Genomic DNA, 19176 nt, shown 5'->3' on the forward strand with positions numbered 1-19176 from the left:
ATCGAGGCGTTCGCGCCGCCAATTCCAGTTGCATTCCCATCCAGGCCACGCCGCTGACGCTTGCGGCGCAGGCCGAACGGCGTGTACGCATTCGCCATGCGGTGTCCGGAACCGGCACAAAAACTGCGATCCATGTCGTGTGATGTCCGTTTGTGCCATTTTGTCACGTTTTGGCAACAAATCGGCCCTATGGTGTTAAACTCGCGTTAACCCTTGCGGGGGATCCAGCAAGGGGGCACGAACCTCATTCCGCTGCCGTGCGCCTACCAGGACGGCTAGCTATGCGCATTTCGTCAACTTCCATCGAGGCTATTGCAATGACCCAACCCCGCCGTCTCCGGATGTCCAAGCTCACCCTTGGCCTCGTAGCTGCGCTTGCCGCCGCCCCCGTGTTCGCCCAGAGCACCTCCGCCGGTATCGGTGGTCTGGTCACCCATAATGGCCAGCCCGTCGTGGGCGCCGAGGTGACCATTACCCATGTCGAATCCGGAACGGTCAGTCGTGCCAGCACCGATGCGAGCGGCCGCTACAACGCGCGCGGCCTGCGCGTCGGTGGTCCCTACAACGTCACCATCACCAAGTCGGGCGATGGCACTCAGACCCAGGAAGGCATCTATCTGGGCCTGGATCAGGTCGCCAGCGTCAATGCGCAGCTGACCGGCGACGTCGCCACGCTGGAATCGATGCAGGTCACCGCCTCGCGCGGCGCTGAGGCATTCACTTCGGACAACAAGGGTATTTCCACCAATTTGTCGCGCGGTGATCTCGATCGGACGCCGATGCCGGATCGCTCGATCCAGAACGTGGTGCGTTCCGATCCTCGCGTCGTGGTCACCGACCGCGATCGCGGCGCGTTCTCGGCGATGGGCCAGAACAATCGCTACAACAGCATCACCGTCGACACCATCAGCGCGGGCGATCCCTTTGGCCTGAACGACAATGGTCTGCCGACAAAGGGCACGCCGATCTCGCAGGATGCGATCGAGAGCTACAACATCTCCACCGCCAACTTCGACGTCGCCACCCGCCGTGGCGTGGGCGCGTGGGTCAATGCCGTCACCAAGAGCGGCACCAACGATTTCCATGGCTCGGCTTATTACGTCTACCAGAACGCCGACGACATGATCGGCAAGGGCGAGACCGATGCCAAGTGGACCGGCTACACCAGGGACACGACCAAGGGCGCGACCCTGGGCGGTCCGATCCTCAAGGACAAGCTGTTCTTCTTCGCCTCCTACGAGGAGAGCAAGAAGGAGTCTCCGGGCTCGATCTGGGGCACCTCCGATTCCAGCGCCACCAACAAGGTGACCGGCCTGACCACGGCGCAACTCCAGCAGATCACCTCCACGGCGCAGAACCTCGGACTTTCGCCGGGCGACGACGGTTCGGCCAGCACCGACATCGAGAGCAAGCGCTACCTGGCCAAGTTCGACTGGAACATCAGCGACTACCACCGCGCCAGCCTGCGTTTCAGCCGTACCGAAGAAGACGAGCCGATCATCACTGCCAGCAGCGCCACCCAGCTGAAGCTGTCGAGCAACTGGTACGTGTTGAACAAGACCAACACCAGCTACGCGCTGAGCTTCTACGACGACTGGAGCGAGAAGTTCTCCACCGAAGCGTCGGTGGGCTACAGCAAGTTCGAGCAGGACCGTGCGCCGCTGGTCGGCGGTTACCAGCCCGAAGTCACCGTGCGCACCAGCGGCGCCGATACCGGCACCAGCGTGCTGCTCGGCACCGACTATTCGAGCCAGGCCAACGTGCTCAGCGTCAAGAGCTGGAACGCGTATTTCGCCGGTAGCTGGTTCCTTGGTGACCATGTGGTCAAGGCCGGCGTGGACTACCAGCAGGACGAGGTCTACAACCTGTTCCTGCAGCGTTACAACGGCACCTACGAATTCAACTCGATCGCCGACTTCGCCAACGGCACCTATCGCCGTTACCGCCTGTCGCAGCCGGCAGCCGGCTATACCCTGGACAACGTCGCCGCCATCTTCAAGATGAAGCAGTACGGCCTGTTCCTGCAGGACACCTGGCAGGCGACCGATCGCCTGTCGATCCAGTACGGCCTGCGCTACGACATGCCCAAGGTGAACCCGGCGCCGACCTACAATCCGTGTTTCGCCGCGGATGCGGGCGTCACCGGCAACTTCGGCGCGTGCGGTTTGCGCGCGAACTCGGCCAACGCCAACGCCGCGGTGGGTGGCTTCGGTTTCTCCAACGCCGGCACCATCGACGGCAATAGCGTCCTGCAGCCGCGCTTCTCGTTCAACTATGACCTGGGCACCGAGCGTCCGACTCAACTGCGCGGCGGCGCCGGTCTGTTCATCTCCAACACGCCGGCAGTGTGGGTGGGCAACCCCTATTCCAACAACGGCGTCGCGGTCACCACCTACGACGTCAACCGCCGCAAGACCGCGACCGATCCGGCGTTCAGTGCCGATCCGTTCGGCCAGAACGTTCCGGGTGGTACGGTCACCCCGCCGGGCCTGGGCAGTTCCAGCATGACCATGAACGTGGTCGACCCCAACTTCAAGCTCCCGGCCGTGTACAAGTACACCCTGGGTCTGGACCATCAGCTGCCGTGGCAGGACCTGGTGTTCACCGCCGAATACCAGCACCTGGACGTGGACAAGGGCATCCTGTACCAGGATCTGAACATGGGCACGCCGACCGGTACCCTTCCGGATGGCCGCTACACCTATGCGCGCTTCCCGAACCAGGCGCCGGGTAGCGCCAACACCGCGAACTGGAACAAGAATCCCTCGTTCAGTAACGTCATCTACCTGACCAACACGGACAAGGGCAAGTCGGACAACTTCACTGTGTCATTGAAGAAGCCCTTCGACGGCACCTGGAGCGCGATGCTGGCCTACACCTACAGCCGCGCCACTGAGGTGAACCCGGGTACCTCCAGCGTCGCCTACAGCAGCTACCAGAACCGCGCCTGGTACAACCCATCGGACGATGCAGAGGGCATTTCCAATTACTCCATCCCCAACCGCATCATCGCGCAGCTGAGCTGGGAGCATAAGTTCTTCGGCGACTATGCGACCCGTGTCTCGGCGTTCTACGACGGCCACAGCGGCGCGCCGTACAGCTGGGTGTTCGGCAACGATGCGCAGGGTCTGGGCCTGTCCGGCCGTTCGCTGGCTTACGTGCCGTCCGGTCCGGGCGATGTGGTCTGGGCCAATGCGACCTCGCAGCAGCTGTCCTCGTCGTTCTGGGAGTACATCGGCAAGCATCCGGAGCTGGCGCGCTACAAGGGCGAGGTTGCCGAGCGCAATTCCTCGCGTGCGCCGTGGGTCAACCAGCTGGACATGTCCTTCAGCCAGGAAATCCCCGGCTTCGCCAAGGGCCACAAGGGCGAGATCCGCCTGGACATGTTCAATGTGCTGAACATGCTCAACAAGGATTGGGGCGTGGAGCACCGTGCCGACTTCCCGCTGGTGCGCAACCTGGCCAACGTGGCCGGGGTGACGGCCGACGGCAAGTACATCTACGACATCTCCAGTACCAGCCTGTACAACCGCAACGGCACCTATGCGCCGACCGATCTGGCCATCAACGAAACGCAGAACCCGTCGCAGCGCTGGTCGCTGTTGCTGACGCTGCGCTATACGTTCTAAACCTCTGCGCAGGTGTTACACAGAGCGGCCGGGGCAACCCGGCCGTTTTCTTTTGCGGGGGCTGACGCTAAAGTCGCCGTTGACGACAACGACAAGAATTCCGATATGACGACGAGCAATACGGCGGCGCGGGCGCTGCCGGTAGTGGACGCGCGGATCTACCCGCGCGGCGGCCTGGACATCCTTTCGCGCGCCGAAGTGGCGCGCCTGCGCGATGCGTCCAGCGGCGGCCTGCACGAACTGCTGCGGCGCTGCGCCCTGGCGGTGCTGACCAGCGGCAGCGCCTCCGACGATCCGCGCGCCGCGCGCGACCTGTATCCCGATTTCGACATCCAGGTCGCCCAGCGCGACCGCGGCGTGCGCATCGATCTGCTCAACGCGCCGGCGATGGCGTTCGTCGACGGGGAGATCATCAACGGCGTGGCCGAACTGCTGTTCGCCGTGGTCCGCGACCTGGCCTACATGGCCATCGAGCTCGGCCCGGATTCCGCCGCCGACCTCGACTCCAGCGAAGGCATCACCAGCGCCGTGTTCGGGCAGCTGCGCAATGCGCGCATCCTGCAGCCGGCCGATCCCAACCTGGTGGTGTGCTGGGGCGGGCATTCGATCTCGCGCGACGAGTATCTGTACACCAAGCAGGTCGGCTACGAGCTGGGCCTGCGCGGGCTGGACATCTGCACCGGCTGCGGCCCGGGCGCGATGAAGGGACCGATGAAGGGCGCCACCATCGCCCATGCCAAGCAGCGCAAGCACGACAACCGCTACATCGGCATCACCGAGCCGGGCATCATCGCCGCCGAGTCGCCGAACCCGATCGTCAACCACCTGGTGATCATGCCGGACATCGAGAAGCGCCTGGAGGCCTTCGTCCGCATCGGCCACGGCATCATCGTGTTCCCCGGCGGGGTCGGTACCGCCGAGGAGATCCTGTACCTGCTCGGCATCCTGCTGCGCGAGGAGAACCGCGGCCTGCCGTTCCCGCTGATCCTGACCGGGCCGACCATCGCCGCGCCGTACTTCGAGCAGATCGACCGCTTCCTGCGCCTGACCCTGGGCGAGGCGGCCACCTCGCGCTACCAGATCGTGGTTGGCGACCCGGTCGCGGTGGCGCGCAAGATGGCCGACGGCATCCAGCGGGTGCGCATGCACCGCAAGGAGCAGAAGGACGCGTTCTACTTCAACTGGTCGGTGGACATCCCGCTGGAATACCAGCGTCCGTTCGTGCCCACCCACGAGGCCATGGCCGCGCTCGACCTGCATCACGGACGCCCGCCGCACGCGCTGGCGGCGGACCTGCGCCGCGCCTTCTCGGGCATCGTCGCCGGCAACGTCAAGGAAGACGGCATGCGCCGCATCGAGCAGTACGGCCCGTTCGAGATCCACGGCGACGCGGACATGATGCAGGCCCTGGACGAACTGCTGCGCGCCTTCGTCGAACAGCGCCGGATGAAGATTTCCGGCGAGTACCGGCCTTGTTATCGGGTCATGGCCTGAGCTCGATCCGGATCGTCGCCACGAACAAGGCGTCATCCTCCAGGTCGGTGCTCAGCACGCCGCCCTGCATGCTTTCCAGGCGCGTGCGCAATGCCGACAATCCAACCCGGTGGCCCCGACCCAGGTGCGGGGCGGGACCGGCCGGGGGCAGCGTATTGCTGACGGCGATCTTCAGCCAGTTGTGGGCTTCGCCGATGGCGATGCGGATTTCGCCGCCATCGGGCGAGCATTCGATGCCGTGATGCACTGCGTTCTCGACCAGGGGTTGCAGCGAAAGCCGCGGAACCCTGGCCTGCGGCAGCGGCGACGGCAGTTCCCAGTGCACGCGCAGGCGCGGTCCGAAACGAATGGCCTCGATGTCGAGGTAGCGTTTCGCCAGGTCGATTTCGTCGTCGAGGCTGACCAGATCCGGCGCTGCCAGCGCGGCACGGAACAGATCGGATAGATCCATCAGCAACTGTTCGACTTGCTGCGGTTGGCGATGCACCAGCATCACCGCGGTATTGAGCGTATTGAACAGGAAGTGCGGCTGCACGCGCGCGGTGAGCGCGTCGATTTCCGCCTGCTTGGCGCGTTCGACCAATTGCTTGATGCGGATATGGTTGTTCAGTGCGGCCATGCCGAGCAGGCCGATCAGCAGCGCGATGCCGGACAGCTGCAGCGAGAGCGTCAGCCATGCCGCGGTCGACAGCTGCCAGTAGTCGCCGAACGCAGACAGGATCACCCAACTGATCAACCAGGTCAGCAACTGCATCAGGCCAAGCGTCGCGGCAGTGATCAGCAGGATGCCTCTTCCGGCCAGGACGTGGCGCAGCATCAGCAGGCTGGCCAGGGTCAGCAATGCCACCCATTGGATACCGAGCGAGGCCAGGCCGAAGTAGACCCAGCGGTTTCCGGTCGGACCCTGGCTCGGAGTCAGCGCCAGGATGGCGGCGATGCATTCGCCGGCCATGACGATCCAGATCAGGGTGGACGGCTGCTTGAGCACCTGCAACTGATCGTTCGAGTACGCGGGGGAGGGCATCGAGGGCGGGGCGGAGGAGGGCAGACGCGCATCATGCCGGCAACGGCGCCGGTCCGCACGATCCGTCCAGCCCCCGATATCCGCCATCCGTCGGCAATGGCTGGCGCGGCGGCGCTGCTCCCGTTAGCGTTCGTCTGGGGAAATTTGGGGAGACGATATGTGCGTTTCTGAGCAGCGCGGCCTTGCAGGATCGGGGCAGCGCGGGTTCACGATGGTAGAGCTGATGGTCACGGTCGCCGTGCTGGCGATCATCATGGCGCTGGCGTTTCCCAGCTTCACCATGCTGATCCGCAGCAACCGACTGACCAGCACCGCCAATGAGCTAGTCGCCGCCTTGCAGGCGTCCCGTTCGGAGGCGGTGCGCCTGAATGGCGGAGTCAGTCTGTGCCGCAGCGACGATGGCAGCACCTGCGCCAGTGGCGGCGACTGGACCCATCTGCTGACGGTGACGCGCGACGGCACCGTGCTGCGGACAACGACGCTGCGCACGGGCCTGTCGGTGTCCAGTCCGGCGCTGGATGCGTCGGGCGACAAGATCACGTTCGGCGCGGACGGCATCGCCCGCGACAGCAACGGTGCATCGCTCAACACCGATGAAATGATCGTCGTCTGCATGCCTGTCACCAGTCCCTCCGACAACGTGCGCACGGTGTCCATGAGCGGGGGCAGTAGGGTTTCCATCTTGCGCAGTTCGAACGGCGGTCAGTGTTCGGTCCAGACCGCTCCTTGAAAAGCAGAGGCGCTATGAAACGGTTCCACAGCGGCAGGAACATGGCCGGCGTCACCCTCATCGAGGTGATGATCTCCGTGCTGATACTCGGGATCGGCATGCTCGGTGTCGCTGCGATGCAGACCACCGCGTTGCGCAACAACCAGAGTGCGATGCAGCGCAGCCAGATCGTGATGCAGACCTACACCATCCTGGATGCGATGCGCGCCAACCGCGACGCCGCCCTGATCGGCGGCTACAACACCGCCGGCATGGTCTGTACCGCGCCGACCGGCGGCAGCCTGATCGCGGTGGACCAGGCCGCGTGGCTCAATGGCCTGAAAAGCGCCGTTGGTGGCGACCCGGAAACGACATGTGGCTCGATCGATTGCACCGATGGCGATTGCAAGATCATCATTCAATGGGACGACAGCCGCGCCGCGGACGTTGGCGATTCCCACGCCGGCAGCGCGACGCAGAAGATCACAACGGTGACGCAGCTATGAAGACGCGCCTTCTTCATGCTCGCTCATCGCGCCAGTCCGGCTTCAATCTGGTCGAACTGATGATCTCGATGTTGCTCGGCCTGCTGGTGGTCGGCGCGGCGGTCGGCATCTTCCTGTCCAATCGCAAGACCTATGCGGCCACCGAAAGCCTGAGCCGGATCCAGGAGTCGGCTCGCATCGCCTTCGAAATGATGGCCCGTGACATCCGCGAGGCGGGCGGCAATCCCTGCGATTCCGGGCTGCCCGTGGCCAACGTATTGGCCAATCCTACCGAGACGTGGTGGAAGAACTGGGCGCAGCCGCTGCAGGGTTTCGAAAACAGCAGTCCGCCCGGTGACACCTCCAAGAGCGGCACCGATGCGATTCAGATCCTGTCCGCCAGCGCCGGCGGCACCACGGTCGTCGCGCACAATGCCGCGACTCAGACCCTGACCCTGGATGCTGCCGCGCCCGATCTGCATGCCAATGCGGTGATGCTGCTGTGCGACCGGCAGCAATTGGCGGTACTGCAGGCCGATGGCGTTTCCGGGACCAGTGTCACCTACGCGAGCGGCGCGCTGAACGCATGCAACCGGTTGGGGCGCCTGCCCGGAGTCTGCGTTGCCGGTTCCAACAGCTATGCCTACGAGATGAACTCCCTGCTGACCGAGCTGCGCGCGGTGCGTTGGTATTTGGCCGACAACAAGCGCGGTGGCACCTCGTTGTACCAGTCCGTGCTGGGGCCGGGCGGTACGGTCACCGCCAACGAGATCACCGAAGGTGTCTCGAATCTGCAGTTCAAGTATTTGTTGACCGGCGCCAGCGCCTATGAGGATGGCAGCGCGGCCATGAACTGGACCAACGTGGTGGCGGTCAAGATCACCATGACGGTCAATTCCACAGATGCCACGGGCAGCAACAATGCGCCGCTGGCCCGCGATGTCACCACGATCGTGAGCATCAGGAACAGGAATTCGTGAGCATGCATTCGCCTATGCACCGGCAATCCGGTATCTCCCTGATCATCGTGTTGATGCTGCTGCTGGTCATGACCCTGCTGGGCCTGGCCGTGCTGCGCAGCACGCTGCTGGAAGAGCGCATGTCGTCCAACATGTACGACCGCAGCTTGGCCTTCCAGGCGGCGGAAGGCGCGCTTCGCGACGCCGAGACGGTCATCAAGGATGCCGCAGGGAAGGGCAATACGGTGGGCTTCAACTGCTCATCCGGCACCATCGCGTGCCCTGCGGTGCCCAGCAATACCTACACCGGCAACGTGAACGGATGCGCATTGGGTGCCCAGGAATGCTGGGTCGACTCTACCGTTGTCCAAGAGGCGCAGGCAGGCCCGTCGCAGTACTACATCCAGTACCTGGGCCAGCGCACCAGCGAGGATCAACTTGGCCTGGGGTCGAGCATCAACCAGAACCAGTATGGCGGCACCGGCGGTACCTCGCTCGAACATTACTATCGCGTCATCGCGCGCAGCGCCAACCCGACCGCCGCAGGCGGGCGCGCGATCGTCGTCCTGCAAACCAACGTCACCGTCAAGTAAGGACTTCCACCATGACCAGTCGAGCAAACAAGGCGACGCGCAGGGACTCGTTCCTCGCCGTGGCGGCAGGTCTCCTGATCGGGACCATCGGTGGCGCGGGCGCGGAAGTCGACGTATCGCAGTCGCCGCTGTACGTGGGCAGCACGGTCCCGGGAAATCTTGCGATCGTGCCCTCGGTCGAGTTTCCCACCGTCATCAGCAAGGCGAATCTGTCGGACACGTATTCGGCGACCTCCCCGTTCGTCGGTTACTTCGATTCGAAAAAGTGCTACAAGTACCACTACAGCACCACCGAGACAGATCGCTATTTCTACCCGGTCAGCAGTCTCGGCAGCAGTCCGACGAATTATTCCTGCGCCGGGACGCAGGGCGCCTGGTCGGGCAATTTCCTCAACTGGGCGGCGACCCAGACCATCGATCCGTTCCGTTCGGCCTTGACCGGCGGCTATCGCGTAAGCGACACGGAGACCCAAACGATCCTCGAGAAGGCGGTGGCGGATCGGGCCAGCACCCAGAATTTCCCGCGGCGCGTGATCACCAACAATGCAACGCTGATCAAAGGCGGCATGTCGGCGACGTGGCAGAACCTGAACATGCGTATCGATGGACTCGGCAACAAGATGCGCTTCGGCTATGGAACCACGAAAGATGCGGTAGTGGCGTACGACCCTTCCGTTCATAGCTTAAATGGCAGCTATCTCAATTCGGACGGGACCGCTTGTACCGCCAAGAACAACAAGGGGTGCGTTTTGGATACCACGCTGACCTTTGAAGTTTCGGTTCGCGTCAAGGTGTGCGTTGCCGGCTTCTTGGAAGACAACTGCGTCGCCTATCCGAATGGAGGATACAAACCGGAAGGCTTGATTCAGGAGTATTCGACGCGGATTCGTTACAGCATTTTCGGCTACAAGAATGTCGACATCCAGCAAGGTACGGGCGCCGATACCGGCATCTTGCGCGCCCAGCAGAAGTTCGTCGGACCCTATAGCTACAACCCAGACCAGGGCAAGCTCGCCAATACGGCGCGCGAATGGGATCCGCAGACGGGGATCATTTATCAGAATCCCGATGCCGCCGATGCCGCCGCGACCACTGCCGTCATCGGCAGCGGCGATCCCATCGCCAATAGCGGCGTCATCAACTATCTGAACAAATTCGGCCAGCTCAATACGGGCAAGAATGTCAAGTCCTATGATGACGTGAGCGAGCTCTATTACGCGGCGATCCGCTACTTCAAGCATCAGGGAAATATCGCGTCCTATTCCGCGCTCAGCGGCACCTCGCTGGTCAAGTACCAGCAGGCCGACGGATTTCCGGTGATCACCAATTGGAACGACCCGATCTCCTACCGATGCCAAGTCAACGTCATTCTCGGCATCGGCGACACCAATACGCATTACGACAAGAACCTTCCCGGCAACACCGGCAATCTGGGCGGCGAGCCGACCCAGCCAGCCGAGGTGACCAGCGACAAGTCGGTAAGCGTCATCAACCGGATGACCCAGATCTGGCGCAAGGAAGGACAGACGGCAGCCAATGCCGCGAGCAAGGCGTCGGCGAGTTCGTTCAATGGCAACGGCAATTCGGCCTACATCGCGGCGCTTGCCTACGACGCGCACACCAAGGACATGCGCCCTGATACTGCCAGCGATGGGTTTGCCGGCAAGCAGACGCTCTCTACCCATTGGGTGGACGTGGTGGAATACGGCGACTACAAGTCACCCAGCACCAACCAGTATTGGCTGACGGCGAAATACGGTGGTTTCCAGGTGCCGGAAGGGTATGATCCGGACACCAATGTAGATGCCTTGCCGGATTCCACGTGGTGGAACGGCACGTCTTATGTCAAAAACGATACGTCCTATAAGCAGCCGGACAACTACTACATCGCTGCCGATGCGGCAAAGATGGTGGCTAGCTTGCGCAAGGCATTCGAGCGCATCCTTGAGGAAATGAAGGGTTCCGCCGCGTCGTTGGCCAGCAACACCACCAAGCTCGAGTCGGGTGCTCGTACTTACCAGTCCGTCTTCTACAGCGGCACCTGGCGTGGCGATCTGGTTGCGTACGATGTCAATCAGACCACAGGTGCGCTTACCCAGGCATGGAGCGCCAGTGGCCAGTTTCCGGCATGGAACACGCGAATCATCAAGTTCGCCAGCGATGCCACTACGCTCACGAATTTTGCCTATGGCAATCTGACCGGTACGCCGCTGTCCTCCGCTACACAGCAGCAGATTGATTACCTGCGTGGCGATCGCACGAACGAAAAATCCAGCGGCGGTACTCTGCGCACACGTACCGGGCTGATGGGCGACATCGTCAATTCGCAACCGGTCTATGTGGGCTCGCCGAATGCAAGGCTTTACACCACCGCCACCTTTTCGGGTGCCAGCGCCTACGCGTCATTCGCCGCTGCCAAGGCGACGCGTACGCCGATGATCTATGTGGGCGCCAATGACGGCATGTTGCACGGTTTCAACGCCAGCTCCGGCGCAGAAAAGTTCGCTTTCGTACCGAAGGCGGCGATGACCGGGCTGCTTAACTACACCAGTCCCGACTATGAGCATCGCTACTACGTGGATGGAGAACTTACCGTTTCCGACATCTACGATACGGCGTCTGCGAGCTGGCGGTCCATTCTGGTTGGAACCATGGGACGTGGCGGCAAGGGCATGTTTGCGTTGGACGTCACCGATCCCGACAACATTTCCTTGTTGTGGGACAAGACCTCTACCGACCTTGCTACGCTGGGGAACAATCTGGGCAAGCCGATCATCGGGCAGCTTGGCAATGGTCAGTGGTATGCAATGGTCGGCAATGGCCCCAACAGCAGCGGAGATTCGGCCGATTTGGTGTTGGTCAACCTTCTGAGCGGCGTCTCCAGCAGCATCTCGACCAGCGCTACAGGCGACAATGGCCTGTCCTCGGTGCTGGCCTGGTCCTCGAACAACGATTACATCGTCGATCGTATCTATGCCGGCGATTTGAAAGGCAACCTGTGGCGTTTCGACATGACCGGCGCGTCCGGTACGGCGACGCGCTTGTTCACTGCGCAGTACGGGGCCAAGACCCAGCCGATCACGGCCGCGCCCACCGCGGCGAAGGATCCATCGACGGGTTTGACCTGGGTGTTCTTCGGTACCGGCAAGTACCTGTCCGATGGAGATCTTTCCAACAAGGACGTGCAGACTTGGTATGGCTTGATCGACCGCGGTGACGCGATCGCTTCGGATCGCTCCACGTTGAACAAGGTGGATATCGAGCAGCAGGGCGTCGTGAACGGGTATACCGTGCGCGTGATCGAAGATCAGCCGAGTCCCGGCGTGGATGGATGGTACATGGACTTGGTACCCCCCTCCGGAACGGCAGAGGGCGAGCGCATGGTGGTCTCGAATTTCTTCCAGGGGACCGCGTTGATCGGCACTACGCGGATACCAGATTCGGGCGATGTCTGCAGTCCCAGTGGCAAGGGCTTCGTGATGGCGATCAATCCGTTTACAGGTGGGCGCATGCCGCAGTCGTTCTTCGACCTGGACGGCAGCGGCGGCTCCAGCACCGGAGACACCTTGAATGGCAAGCCTGCGTCCGGCATCGGGCTGGACAGCAGCCCGAACAGCCCGATCTTCATCGGCAATCAGATGCAGATCGGTCTGGACAACGCCAGCACGATCGGGATCGGCACCAATAGCAGCGCGCTCAGCATGAAGCGCGTGTCCTGGCGTGAACTCCTGAGGAACGATTGATGCGCTCACTTCTCGCCCCCCCCTCGCGGCAGCGCGGCTTCACCCTCATCGAGATCATGATCGTGGTGCTGATCGTGGGCATCCTGGCGGCCATTGCGTTCGCCAGCTACGAGTCCTATGTCGTGAAATCGCGGCGTTCCGCCGCTGCTGTCTGCCTGCAGCAGGGGGCGCAGTTGCTGGAGCGTTTCTATACGACCAACATGACCTACGTCGGTGCAACCGCGCCTACATGCGATGCGGACCTGTCGCAGTTCTATACCCTCGGTTTCGAAGGCACGCCAAGCGCAAGCGCTTTCAAGCTCACCGCGACTCCGAAAGGAAGGCAGTTGGCGAAAGACACCAAATGCGGCACCCTCGGGCTGGACCAGAAGGGCGCGCGGACGACGTCGACCGGTGCGCTCGAGACTGAATGCTGGTGATCCGGTTGCCAGCCTTGTGCTGGCGTGGAAGATGAGCTTGGGGAACCCTCTTGCCATGCTCCCGAGGCCTCTATACAATGCGCCTCCCCGCCCGAATAGCTCAGCCGGTTAGAGCACTTGACTGTTAATCAGGGGGTCGTTGGTTCGAGTCCAACTTCGGGCGCCAAATTTGCAAAGGCCGCGAGCGATCGCGGCCTTTGCTTTTTCAGCTTTTCGGTGGGCAGGCCTGACTTGTGGCCGCCTTGGCCAAGCGGGGCCGGCCGGCGTTGTTCACGACCACCTCTGCCAGCAGGCGTCCCTTCCCGCAGATCCTGATGCTGAGGTTGCTGCCCGCGCTGCGGCCATCCGGAAGAAAGCGAACGGCGCGCCTGCCACTGTTCGAAATGACGGTCATGGAGGCCGCCGCCGGTGCGGTTTCCTGGCCGAGAATGCTGTCGGGGTCGGTCGGTTGCGACTGGCGGTCCAGGTCGCGGTAGACCATCCAGCCGTGGCTCCAGTCATTGTCCTCGCGGCATTTCCCGCCGCCACTGGATGGGCATACGCTGACCGGCACGCCGGAGCTGATGGCGCTGCTGCGCGCCAGGGCGAGTTGGGAACTGAGCCGATAGCTGGTGACGGCCAGGCGCTGGCGCATGACGAGGTCCTGGAAGGCCGGTATGCCGATCGCGGTCAGTACGCAGATCGTCGCCATCACGACTGCCAACTGCAGCAATGTGTAGCCTTGAGCGCTGGATTTCCTCATGGAAGCCATCCTTCGATGGGGAGGGCTGTCAGTCTCGATCCCCTGACATGGGGGCTTGAATGAGAGGGTTCACCGTTCCCATGTAAGGAATCCTCCCGGCGGTGCGTCAGCCGAGGCTCGCTCTACCCAAATTCACCTCGAGGCCCGTCTATGTCCGACCGTTTCCAACTCGTATCGCCATACTCGCCGGCCGGCGACCAGCCGCAGGCGATCGAGAAGCTGGTGGCCGGCTTCGAGGCCGGCCTGGCCAAGCAGACCCTGCTCGGGGTGACCGGTTCGGGCAAGACCTACACCATCGCCAACGTGGTCCAGGCGATCCAGAAGCCGACCCTGGTGATGGCGCCGAACAAGACCCTGGCGGCGCAGCTGTACGGCGAGTTCAAGGCGTTCTTCCCGAACAACGCGGTCGAGTACTTCGTCAGCTACTACGACTACTACCAGCCCGAGGCTTATGTGCCGTCGTCGGACACCTTCATCGAGAAGGACAGTTCGATCAACGAGCACATCGAGCAGATGCGCCTGGCCGCGACCAAGACGCTGCTGTCGCGCCGCGACGCGCTGGTGGTGGCCACGGTGTCGGCGATCTACGGCCTGGGCGCGCCGGAGGACTACCTGTCGCTGCGCCTGATCCTGTCGATCGGCGAGCACATCGAGCAGCGCCAGCTGATCAAGCACCTGACCGACCTGCAGTACACCCGCAACGAATACGAGCTGCACCGCGGCACGTTCCGCGTGCGCGGCGAAGTCATCGACGTGTTTCCCGCCGAGTCGGACAGCGAGGCGCTGCGCATCGAGCTGTTCGACGGCGACGTCGAGCAGCTGACCCTGTTCGATCCGCTGACCGGCGAGACCCTGCGCAAGCTGCAGCGTTACACGGTCTATCCGAAGACCCACTACGCCACCACCCGCGAGCGCACGCTCAGCGCCGTGGACACGATCAAGATCGAGCTGAAGGAGCGGCTGGAGCAGCTGTATGCGCAGAACAAGCTGGTCGAGGCGCAGCGGCTGGCGCAGCGCACCCAGTTCGACCTGGAGATGATGGCCGAGGTCGGCTACTGCAACGGCATCGAGAACTACTCGCGGCACCTCACCGGCAAGGCGCCGGGCGAGCCGCCGCCGACCCTGTTCGACTACCTGCCGGCCGATGCGCTGCTGGTCGTCGACGAGTCGCACGTCACCGTCCCGCAGATCGGCGCGATGTACAAGGGCGACCGCTCGCGCAAGGAGACGCTGGTGGAGTTCGGGTTCCGCCTGCCGTCGGCGTTGGACAACCGGCCGCTGCGCTTCGAGGAATGGGAGGCGCGTTCGCCGCGCAGCATCTACGTGTCGGCCACGCCGGGCCCGTACGAGCTGCGCGAGTCGGCCGGCGAGATCACCGAGCTGGTGGTGCGCCCGACCGGGCTGATCGATCCGGAGGTGGAGATCCGCCCGGTCGGCACCCAGGTCGACGACCTGCTGTCGGAGATCGGGCTGCGCGTGGCGTTGGGCGATCGCGTGCTGGTCACCACGCTGACCAAGCGCATGTCCGAGAACCTCACCGAATACCTGAGCGAACACGGGGTCAAGGTGCGCTACCTGCACTCGGACATCGACACGGTCGAGCGCGTGGAGATCATCCGCGACCTGCGCCTGGGCAAGTTCGACGTGCTGGTCGGGATCAACCTGCTGCGCGAGGGCCTGGACATGCCCGAGGTGTCGCTGGTGGCGATCCTGGATGCGGACAAGGAGGGCTTCCTGCGTTCCACCGGTTCGCTGATCCAGACCATCGGCCGCGCCGCGCGCAACCTGCGCGGCAAGGCGATCCTGTACGCGGACCGGATGACCCGCTCGATGCAGGCGGCGATCGACGAGACCGGCCGCCGCCGCGAGAAGCAGGTGGAGTACAACCTCGAGCACGGCATCACCCCGAAGTCGGTGGCGCGGCCGATCGTCGACATCCTGGAGGGCGCGCGCGCCGATGGCGCGGTCGAGGCCAGGTCCGGCAAGGGCAAGGGCCGCCGGGTGGCGGAGGAGCCGGCCGACTACCGCATGCTGGAGCCCGCGGAGGTCGCGTCCCGGCTCAAGGCGCTGGAACAGAAGATGTACCAGCACGCGCGCGACCTGGAGTTCGAGGACGCGGCGCGGGTGCGCGACCAGATCAAGAAGCTGCGCGACGCCAGCCTGGTCAGCTAGCCGCGCGGCGGCTGGCCTCGTCCTCGCGGCTATTGTTCTTGGCCGCAAGGTGGGCTAAGATTCGCGCCCCTGCAGCGGTATGTCCGCAGCAGCGATGGGCGGTTAGCTCAGCGGTAGAGCACTACCTTGACATGGTAGGGGTCACAGGTTCGAACCCTGTACCGCCCACCACGACATGCACACGGTGCATTCGTGGAACACAACAAGCCGGCGCCCGCCGGCTTTTTTGTTGCCTGTCGTCCGGAGCGGAGCAGGGCGGTCGCTCAGCGGCGACGGGTGGCTCTGGCGCCCGGCTTGCTTTAGCATCCAGGCCGACGATCAGGCGAGGAGGCCGTACGCATGATGGAATATCATCATACGATTCAAGTCAAAGGACGCTATCAGCTGGTGGCGTTGACGCGCGAACCGGAATACAGCCCCGGCAACGTGGTGGGCTATACGGTGACTACCGAGGGTGGCGCGCGGCTGGACTCGCACGACATGTCCTGGGACGAGGCGCGGGTCTGGATGGATACCCTGGTCGAGCAGGACGGCGGCGGCGTCAGCGCCGAAAAAAAGCCGTCGAAGAGCAAGCCGAGTACCAGGCGCCGCAGCTAGAATAGCCGCCAAGGTGCATCAGGGAGGATAGGGGCTTGTCGAATCGTAAGATCGTTGCGGCTGTGGTCGTCGTCGCACTCACTGCCGTTGCCGGCTACTTCCTGTCCGGTTACATGGTGCTGCGAGTTTTTCTCAAGCTGCCCACGCAGCCGATCGGGCTGAGTACCTATTACGACTACGTGCACGCCATCGGCTTGCCACAGGTCGCGCCCTACGTCGGCAAGATCAAGTGGGCCGGCTACCTGGGCTTCGGTCTGCCCGGGTTGCTGTGCCTGCTGACGCTGGTGCTGATGTTCAAGCCGCGCAAGCAGGCCTTGCATGGCGACGCCCGTTTTGCCGGTGCCGGCGATCTGGCCAAGCACGGCCTGTTCAAGCGCAGCGGCAACGGCATCGTGGTGGGCAAGTTCCGCGGCAAGCTGGTGCGCCTGAGCGGGCAGCAGTTCGTCATCCTGGCCGCGCCCACCCGTTCGGGCAAGGGCGTCGGCGTGGTGATCCCGAACCTGCTCGAATACCAGGAATCGGTGGTGGTCCTGGACATCAAGCAGGAAAACTTCGATCTCACCAGCGGCTGGCGCGCCAGCCAGGGACAGGAGGTGTTCCTGTTCAACCCGTTCGCCGAAGACCGGCGCACCCATCGCTGGAATCCGCTCAGCTACGTGTCCGACGACCCGGCGTTCCGCGTCTCGGATCTGATGAGCATCGCCGCGATGCTGTATCCGGATGGATCGGACGACCAGAAATTCTGGGTCAGCCAGGCGCGCAACGCGTTCATGGCGTTCGCGCTGTACCTGTTCGAGAACTGGGACGACGAGCGCAACATCGGTTTCCCGGGCGGCCTGGGCACCCCGACGCTGGGGGCGATCTACCGTCTGTCCTCGGGCGACGGCAGCGACCTGAAGAAATACCTGAAGTCGCTGTCGGAACGGCGCTTCCTCAGCAGCAACGCCAAGTCGGCGTTCTCCAACATGCTGTCGCAGGCCGAGGAGACCTTCGCCTCGATCCTGGGAACGTTGAAGGAACCGCTCAACGCCTGGATCAACCCGGTGCTCGACGCGGCCACCAGCGACAACGATTTCCTGCTGACCGACCTGCGCAAGAAGAAGATGACCATCTACATCGGCATCCAGCCCAACAAGCTGGCCGAGAGCCGCCTGATCATCAACCTGTTCTTCAGCCAGATCATCAACCTCAACACCAAGGAACTGCCCAAGAGCAACCCGGCGTTGAAGTACCAATGCCTGCTGCTGATGGACGAGTTCACCGCGATCGGCAAGGTCGACATCATCGCCTCGGCGGTGTCATACATGGCTGGCTACAATGTCCGTCTTCTGCCGATCATCCAGAGCATGGCGCAGCTGGACGCGACCTACGGCAAGGACGTGTCGCGCACCATCATCACGAACCATGCACTGCAGATCCTCTATGCTCCGCGCGAGCAGCAGGATGCAAATGACTACTCGGAGATGCTCGGCTACACCACCTTCCGCAAGCAGAACGTGACGCGCGGCAAGGACGTGACCCGCAGCGTGTCGGAAGAGAGGAGGGCGCTGATGCTGCCGCAGGAACTGAAGGCGATGGGGAACGATCACGAGGTGTTCCTGTACGAGGGCATCCCGCATCCGGTGAAGTGCGACAAGATCAAGTACTACAAGGACCGCTACTTCACCGCGAGGCTGAAGCCGAAGGTCAATGTACCGACGCTTTCTTTGTGACTTAGTGTGATGTATTGTGCAAAAGTTTTGGCAATTCGGTCGAATTGAACGCTTTTTTGCCAAATGCTTGACGTGAGCATGGCCCTGCGGCACATTCTCGCGATGCTGGTGCGGGGCAATTGGCAATAGGAACAGGGGCGTGGGTTCCCAGGACGCACGCGAGGGTGACATGGAAAGTTTTCTGTCAAATTCCGTTTTTCTCGGCGCTGAAAGCCTGTCCTCGGACGTCCTTCGTCTGCAGGAGCGCGTGCGTGCGCCGGATCTACGCGATCCCCGACTCTGTCATCAGGCTCTTGCGCCGACTGTGCATCGCGCCGTGCCGTCCCTGTGGCGAAACCTGCAGTTCTCAGACCGTCGGCCGTTTGCCGGCCGTCCATCAAAAAACGTTTCCGCAATTTAGAGGCTCGCGTGAAAAGAACGCATATGTTTCGGCTGATCGCCACTCTGAGCGCCGTTGCGCTGCTGAGCGCCTGTGCCACCAGGCCGGCGCCTGATTTCCGCGGCAGGTGGAAGCCGGTCAACCGGTTCTCCGAGTCGACGATGGAGATCCCGCTGTACTCCTCGTACGTGTACCAGGCGGTGCCCATGGACGGCACTCTGAAGACGATGCTCGAGCGCTGGGCCAAGGACTCGAACATGGAGCTGACCTACAGCATCCAGTCCGACTACACGCTCTATGCGCCGGTAGCCAAGATCAACACCACCAGCATCCAGCAGGCGGTCGCCGAGCTCAGCGTGGTCTATGCGCAGGAAGGGGTCACTGTGTCCGCCGCAGGCAACCGCATTCTCGTGCAGCCGGCTTCCTCGCTGAGCGGGGGCGCGTCCGCACCGGCCGGCAACGGCAGCACGAAGTGACGTTACTTCCGCAGGCCATCCGTGCGCCTGCGCAGCCACATTA

The 19176-nt window shown here is 63.0% G+C and carries 14 protein-coding genes and 2 tRNA genes; 14 read left to right on the forward strand and 2 right to left on the reverse strand.

The window, feature by feature from the left end; translation table 11 throughout:
• The first annotated feature begins 317 nt into the window (after positions 1–317).
• Together NRY95_09050 and ppnN are read left to right on the forward strand one after the other, a co-directional pair.
• Entirely contained in the window at positions 318–3629 is a 3312-nt protein-coding gene (locus tag NRY95_09050) for a carboxypeptidase regulatory-like domain-containing protein (GenBank protein UYC18081.1), read from the forward strand.
• A 105-nt stretch (positions 3630–3734) separates the two neighbouring features.
• The gene (gene ppnN, locus NRY95_09055; GenBank protein ID UYC18082.1) at positions 3735–5123 is read left to right on the forward strand and encodes a nucleotide 5'-monophosphate nucleosidase PpnN; all 1389 of its coding nucleotides are present in this window, start codon (positions 3735–3737) and stop codon (positions 5121–5123) included.
• Here the strand turns inward: ppnN and NRY95_09060 are convergent.
• Positions 5113–6147 (reverse strand): histidine kinase, encoded by a 1035-nt coding sequence (locus NRY95_09060; protein ID UYC18083.1) that lies wholly within the window; start codon positions 6145–6147, stop codon positions 5113–5115. The genes ppnN and NRY95_09060 overlap by 11 nt on opposite strands.
• A gap of 223 nt (positions 6148–6370) precedes the next feature.
• Here NRY95_09060 and NRY95_09065 point away from each other — a divergent pair, with 223 nt between their 5' ends.
• The 7 genes from NRY95_09065 (at position 6371) to NRY95_09095 (ending at position 13221) form a co-directional block, all read left to right on the forward strand.
• Positions 6371–6877 carry a GspH/FimT family pseudopilin gene (locus tag NRY95_09065; GenBank protein ID UYC18084.1) on the forward strand — a complete coding sequence of 169 codons (507 nt, stop codon included), beginning with the start codon at positions 6371–6373 and terminating at the stop codon, positions 6875–6877.
• Positions 6878–6891: 14 nt separating this feature from the next.
• Positions 6892–7362 (forward strand): type IV pilus modification protein PilV, encoded by a 471-nt coding sequence (gene pilV, locus NRY95_09070; GenBank protein ID UYC18085.1) that lies wholly within the window; start codon positions 6892–6894, stop codon positions 7360–7362.
• On the forward strand, positions 7359–8321 hold the full coding sequence (locus tag NRY95_09075) for a PilW family protein (GenBank protein ID UYC18086.1): 963 nt from the start codon (positions 7359–7361) through the stop codon (positions 8319–8321). The genes pilV and NRY95_09075 overlap by 4 nt, the downstream gene beginning before the upstream one ends.
• A 2-nt stretch (positions 8322–8323) precedes the next feature.
• A complete protein-coding gene (locus tag NRY95_09080) occupies positions 8324–8893 on the forward strand; it encodes a PilX N-terminal domain-containing pilus assembly protein (GenBank protein UYC18543.1) in 570 nt (189 codons plus the stop codon).
• A gap of 11 nt (positions 8894–8904) precedes the next feature.
• Positions 8905–12636: a pilus assembly protein gene (locus tag NRY95_09085; protein ID UYC18087.1), complete on the forward strand. Its 3732-nt coding sequence runs from the start codon at positions 8905–8907 to the stop codon at positions 12634–12636.
• Positions 12636–13055 carry a type IV pilin protein gene (locus NRY95_09090; protein ID UYC18088.1) on the forward strand — a complete coding sequence of 140 codons (420 nt, stop codon included), beginning with the start codon at positions 12636–12638 and terminating at the stop codon, positions 13053–13055. The genes NRY95_09085 and NRY95_09090 overlap by 1 nt, the downstream gene beginning before the upstream one ends.
• An 89-nt stretch (positions 13056–13144) precedes the next feature.
• Positions 13145–13221 (forward strand) — tRNA-Asn (locus NRY95_09095).
• Positions 13222–13260: 39 nt separating this feature from the next.
• On the opposite strand, the gene NRY95_09100 is transcribed toward NRY95_09095, so the two are convergent.
• A complete protein-coding gene (locus NRY95_09100; GenBank protein UYC18089.1) occupies positions 13261–13797 on the reverse strand; it encodes a GspH/FimT family pseudopilin in 537 nt (178 codons plus the stop codon).
• A 150-nt stretch (positions 13798–13947) separates the two neighbouring features.
• Between NRY95_09100 and uvrB the strand changes: the two genes are divergently transcribed.
• From uvrB to NRY95_09125, 5 genes are all read left to right on the forward strand, one after another.
• Positions 13948–15969, forward strand: coding sequence for an excinuclease ABC subunit UvrB (gene uvrB / locus NRY95_09105; protein UYC18090.1), 2022 nt, complete (start codon positions 13948–13950; stop codon positions 15967–15969).
• Positions 15970–16065: 96 nt separating this feature from the next.
• Positions 16066–16140, forward strand: a tRNA-Val gene (locus NRY95_09110).
• A gap of 168 nt (positions 16141–16308) precedes the next feature.
• Entirely contained in the window at positions 16309–16566 is a 258-nt protein-coding gene (locus NRY95_09115) for a hypothetical protein (GenBank protein UYC18091.1), read from the forward strand.
• A gap of 35 nt (positions 16567–16601) precedes the next feature.
• A complete protein-coding gene (locus tag NRY95_09120) occupies positions 16602–18278 on the forward strand; it encodes a type IV secretory system conjugative DNA transfer family protein (protein UYC18092.1) in 1677 nt (558 codons plus the stop codon).
• A 423-nt stretch (positions 18279–18701) separates the two neighbouring features.
• Positions 18702–19133 (forward strand): toxin co-regulated pilus biosynthesis Q family protein, encoded by a 432-nt coding sequence (locus NRY95_09125; protein UYC18093.1) that lies wholly within the window; start codon positions 18702–18704, stop codon positions 19131–19133.
• The last annotated feature ends 43 nt before the right edge of the window (positions 19134–19176 follow it).

Source organism: Xanthomonas campestris pv. phormiicola, from assembly GCA_025666215.1.
Taxonomy (GTDB): domain Bacteria; phylum Pseudomonadota; class Gammaproteobacteria; order Xanthomonadales; family Xanthomonadaceae; genus Xanthomonas_A; species Xanthomonas_A campestris_A.

Bases quoted from the DNA above. Each gene is read 5' to 3' on its own strand.
- ppnN (UYC18082.1), top strand. From the start codon at position 3,735: ATGACGACGAGCAATACGGCGGCGCGGGCGCTGCCGGTAGTGGACGCG.
- NRY95_09065 (UYC18084.1), top strand. From the start codon at position 6,371: ATGGTCACGGTCGCCGTGCTGGCGATCATCATGGCGCTGGCGTTTCCC.
- NRY95_09060 (UYC18083.1), bottom strand. From the start codon at position 6,147: ATGCCCTCCCCCGCGTACTCGAACGATCAGTTGCAGGTGCTCAAGCAG.
- NRY95_09090 (UYC18088.1), top strand. From the start codon at position 12,636: ATGCGCTCACTTCTCGCCCCCCCCTCGCGGCAGCGCGGCTTCACCCTC.
- NRY95_09115 (UYC18091.1), top strand. From the start codon at position 16,309: ATGATGGAATATCATCATACGATTCAAGTCAAAGGACGCTATCAGCTG.
- pilV (UYC18085.1), top strand. From the start codon at position 6,892: ATGAAACGGTTCCACAGCGGCAGGAACATGGCCGGCGTCACCCTCATC.
- NRY95_09080 (UYC18543.1), top strand. From the start codon at position 8,324: ATGCATTCGCCTATGCACCGGCAATCCGGTATCTCCCTGATCATCGTG.
- NRY95_09050 (UYC18081.1), top strand. From the start codon at position 318: ATGACCCAACCCCGCCGTCTCCGGATGTCCAAGCTCACCCTTGGCCTC.
- NRY95_09085 (UYC18087.1), top strand. From the start codon at position 8,905: ATGACCAGTCGAGCAAACAAGGCGACGCGCAGGGACTCGTTCCTCGCC.
- NRY95_09100 (UYC18089.1), bottom strand. From the start codon at position 13,797: ATGAGGAAATCCAGCGCTCAAGGCTACACATTGCTGCAGTTGGCAGTC.
- NRY95_09075 (UYC18086.1), top strand. From the start codon at position 7,359: ATGAAGACGCGCCTTCTTCATGCTCGCTCATCGCGCCAGTCCGGCTTC.
- uvrB (UYC18090.1), top strand. From the start codon at position 13,948: ATGTCCGACCGTTTCCAACTCGTATCGCCATACTCGCCGGCCGGCGAC.
- NRY95_09125 (UYC18093.1), top strand. From the start codon at position 18,702: ATGTTTCGGCTGATCGCCACTCTGAGCGCCGTTGCGCTGCTGAGCGCC.